5 protein-coding genes are annotated in these 3,647 nt (G+C 56.7%); 1 reads left to right on the forward strand and 4 read right to left on the reverse strand.

Annotation, left to right across the window (positions count from 1 at the left end; all coding sequences use genetic code 11):
- Positions 1-1,015: 1,015 nt before the first annotated feature.
- The gene (locus VNX88_05765) at positions 1,016-1,465 is read right to left on the reverse strand and encodes a GNAT family N-acetyltransferase (GenBank protein ID HWY68150.1); all 450 of its coding nucleotides are present in this window, start codon (positions 1,463-1,465) and stop codon (positions 1,016-1,018) included.
- A gap of 116 nt (positions 1,466-1,581) precedes the next feature.
- Between VNX88_05765 and VNX88_05770 the strand changes: the two genes are divergently transcribed.
- Positions 1,582-2,316: a TrmH family RNA methyltransferase gene (locus VNX88_05770; protein HWY68151.1), complete on the forward strand. Its 735-nt coding sequence runs from the start codon at positions 1,582-1,584 to the stop codon at positions 2,314-2,316.
- A gap of 112 nt (positions 2,317-2,428) precedes the next feature.
- Here the strand turns inward: VNX88_05770 and VNX88_05775 are convergent, their stop codons facing one another.
- The 3 genes from VNX88_05775 to VNX88_05785 form a co-directional block, all read right to left on the reverse strand.
- Positions 2,429-2,953, reverse strand: a complete 525-nt coding sequence (locus VNX88_05775; GenBank protein HWY68152.1) for a CHRD domain-containing protein — start codon at positions 2,951-2,953, stop codon at positions 2,429-2,431.
- A gap of 163 nt (positions 2,954-3,116) precedes the next feature.
- A complete protein-coding gene (locus VNX88_05780) occupies positions 3,117-3,413 on the reverse strand; it encodes a MoaD/ThiS family protein (GenBank protein ID HWY68153.1) in 297 nt (98 codons plus the stop codon).
- A partial coding sequence (locus VNX88_05785; GenBank protein HWY68154.1) for a hypothetical protein occupies positions 3,410-3,647 on the reverse strand: 238 nt, incomplete at its 5' end. The genes VNX88_05785 and VNX88_05780, both read right to left, overlap by 4 nt.

Below are 3,647 nucleotides of genomic sequence, written 5' to 3' on the forward strand. Positions count from 1 at the left end.
GGCCGTGGAACGCGGCACGGGCGAAGCTCCGGGAGGTCGAAGCTGGAAAGAGCGCCAGTGGATGTCCAGTTCGTAGTGGTCGCTCAGTTTTTCCACGGCGAGAGTCGCCAGGAAACAGTAAGGGCACGCGAAATCGGTCCAGGCATGGAGGAGGAGAGCCATACAACGAGTCCTTCCTTCCGTTCTAATAGGAAAGACTGTAGCCCGGGATAACGACAAAAGGCAAAGGAAGAATACTACTAGAGGAGTGAATTACGGGCCTTGCAAAAGTGGGAATCGCACCGCCGGGCAATCCTGCGAAGTCCGAAATATCTCCGCCCAAGAGATTTCAGAAGCACCCCGCCCCGTTGCAAGCAACGAATCGTTTTGCGTCTTCGCAGGATTGCTCGAAAGTGCGCGAGAACAATACCTACATCTGAAAAGAGTCAACCAACAAGACGTACAGGACTCGGAGACAGCTTGTAACTGAAGAGAGTATGAGTGGGGGAAAAGCAGTTGTCACCTGTCAGAAGTACCAGTTCTCAGAAAATAAGTAAATCGGTTTATTGCAGCCAAGAGCACGCCTAGCTGCTAGGTAGGTCTCCTAGGGCACATCGAGCTCAAGCGAGAACACGTCGCGATCCACGCCTGGTAAAACACAAAACGCGAATCGCTGGACCACGCCACTGGGCTCAGCACATTGCCGTGTACGATCACGGTCCACTTCTGCGACGACCACTCGCAATCTTCATCTGATCGGCCAGAGCTGCGCCGCCGGCTCTCAAGTTTGTCTTGGGTTGTTGTAGGGACGGCCTTCCGAGGCCGTACGCCGACACAAATCCTGGTCTATCTTCAATCGCCTGTGTTTGTCTTCGCTTTAGCGCTGGCTTTTATCCCAGCCGATCCCCTCACTCTTCCTCTGTGTCTTCTGTGGTGAACGTTCTCTCTGATCTGCCCGCCCGCTTGACAGAACTCGCCTCCATGAGCCAAGCGTCCCGAAGAATCCCCTCGCGCAGCTCGTGTGCCGCTAAGACCTTCACTCTTCGAATCCGCATTTCTCATAGCACCGAATCGCGCGCAGATTCGTGATGTGAGGATCAAGAATAGCATTGCGCGCGCCCTTGGCCTGAAACAGATACCGCAGCAGCAACAAAATCGATCGTGTGCCCAAGCCGCGATTCCAGCACGAAATTTCGCCAATGAACTGGTCGATTCCGTATACCGCCTCGAGGCATTCATCCGCCCGAAGGCCGTACGAGTTGCGCGATTCCTCGCCAACGAGATAGAACTGCATGTAGCCGATCGGCGCGGATTGCAGGATGATCAGGCAGGGGGTAACGTCTTCTTCGTCGTGAATGCGCGGTGCATACTCAGACTCGATTTGCTCGAGCGCCAGTGGGTGGTCGCGCCCCTCATGAAATTCCAGCACGCGAGGATCGCTGAGCCACTTGGACATCACTTGGTAGTCACCAGGTTCGTCGCGCATCAGCGGATCGCGACCTCAGCGTCACTGATCAGCACCGACATTCTGATTGAGAAAGATACCAGAGATGTGGGTTCCGGAAGCAACGGAGCGAGGACCCAGCCAGCGTGAGTGAGGCAATGGAAAATTTGAGGGTCGTGCTGGTGGCAACGCGCAATCCCCTGAACCTGGGTGCGGCTGCACGCGCGATGAGTAACTTTGGCGCCCTGCATCTGCGCGTGGTCAAGCCATACGAGAAAGCTTATCGGGAATCGGTGTCGGCGGTCGGCGCGTCGGCCGTGATGAAGTCCGCGGAAGAGTTCGCCACCGTCCCGGAAGCCATAGTGGATTGCGCCCTCGTAGTGGGAACGACAGCGGTAGGGAATCGCGATCTGCGGCAACCCCTGATCGGACTGCAGGAGGCGGCACATCTGATTCGGCAGCGCATGAAGAACAGTCGGGTGGGCCTGCTGTTCGGGTCAGAAAAACGCGGATTGTCGAATGACGATATGAGCTATTGCCACTGGCTGTTGCAAATCCCGACGAGAGAAGAACATCGGTCCATGAATTTGGGCCAGGCCGTGGCCGTGTGTTTATATGAACTGTCAAAAAACGAAATTGGAAAATCAAAAGTAGAAAATGAAAGTCCCAATACCGCGGATGAGAAACACTTTGCCGAGATGGAGACCGTGGAACGCGTCACCAGGGCTTGGCTCGAAGCACTGCAACGCAGCGGATATGTTGGCGCGCGCGCCCGGAGCACCTCGGAAGAGAAGCTCCGCAGGATGCTGCGCAGGTTTACGTGGGAAGAAGCGGACGCAGAAGTCGTGCTGGGCATGATGAAGAAAATCGCTGCGAAGTTGAACAAGGAATAACATAGGCGGCGTGAGCGCGCGAAATCATCCCCACCCAGCCGAAATTCAATGTGGCGGCAGACACAGCACAAGACGCGTGGGCGGAAGATGCAATTTGACGGCGAGCTGAGGCCTATGCCGCGGGTACTCTGCGCATCTTTGGCGCGCAGACCACCATCAGTAACACCCCAAGCGCCAGAAGTCCCAAGCTCGCGGGTTCCGGCGTGGCCGCGGGCAGTATCTGGCCGCGAATCTCCCCGCCCGGAAACTCGGCATCGTGGACGTTGAAATACATCATGCCTGCTTCAAGTTCGGCTACCTGCGCAGGGGTGATCGCAAATGTCTGCTCGGGAATAGAGCCCGACGTCACGTTCGGCACGCCAGTGAAGGGAAACAGTACTGCAGCATTGGAGCCTGGCGGCGCGCAACAATGGATATGGCTTACGGTCGCCGGACCACCTATCAGGCCTGTCCAGTTTTCATTCACGGTAATCATCGTCTGTGCAGTATTGAGAATCACCATGCCGAAACCTGTAGCGGTGCTTGCCGTAGGTTCCTGAGCTCCGTCGAGAGTTGCCGTAAAGATGCTGTCGGCTCGCAGCGTTTGGGCCAAGAACAAGACACCTAAAACAAATACAACAACAAGAACACGTCTCATGAATCACCTCCGCGCGGAGGCCGGTATTGTACGTGAAATTGAGTGAATGTAAAGTAGATTTGCAACCCAATGTAAGAAATTTCCCGCAACGTGCTCCACACGCCGCCGCTGCGTGTGCGGCCTTACGCTCTAAAGTGACCTGGACGCTCACAATTTACCGCTGCTAGCCGCCCGCGATCGCCCCAATGATAAGCACAGGTTCCTTGCCGGACGTGACCGCCTCCGGGAGCGCAGCATCCGGTGATTCGTGCGACAGGTCTTCCCCGCAAGCGAAGAATCGCAGGAAGGCGCGGCGCTCTTGCGTGACGTGGTCGCGAATAGTCCCTCGCAGCATCGGATATTGCGCCTCCAATGCGTCGAGCACCGCTCGCAGCGTCACCGGTGCCACAACATCGAGTTGCACTTCGCCGCTAACGTGCGCCAGCGAGCGCAAATGCGGCGGTAGCTCCACTAGGATCATGCTAATGTCTGCACCTCGACCGAATAAACGGCCGGCAGATCGCGCACGATCGGAGACCACGTGTCACCGGCATCCGGCGAGCAATACACTTGGCCCCCAGATGTGCCGAAGTAGATCCCGCACTTATCCAGCGAGTCCACCGCCATCGCGTCCCGCAGCACGTTCACATAACAATCCTTCTGCGGCAGGCCTTTCGACAGTTCTTCCCATTCGTTTCCCCCAGACCGGCTGCGA

The sequence above is a fragment of the Terriglobales bacterium genome (assembly GCA_035567895.1).
Lineage (GTDB): Bacteria > Acidobacteriota > Terriglobia > Terriglobales > Acidobacteriaceae > Gp1-AA112.

Excerpts from the sequence above, each read along its gene's own strand:
- VNX88_05765 (HWY68150.1), bottom strand. The coding sequence starts at position 1,465 with ATGCGCGACGAACCTGGTGACTACCAAGTGATGTCCAAGTGGCTCAGC.
- VNX88_05770 (HWY68151.1), top strand. The coding sequence starts at position 1,582 with ATGGAAAATTTGAGGGTCGTGCTGGTGGCAACGCGCAATCCCCTGAAC.
- VNX88_05775 (HWY68152.1), bottom strand. The coding sequence starts at position 2,953 with ATGAGACGTGTTCTTGTTGTTGTATTTGTTTTAGGTGTCTTGTTCTTG.
- VNX88_05780 (HWY68153.1), bottom strand. The coding sequence starts at position 3,413 with ATGATCCTAGTGGAGCTACCGCCGCATTTGCGCTCGCTGGCGCACGTT.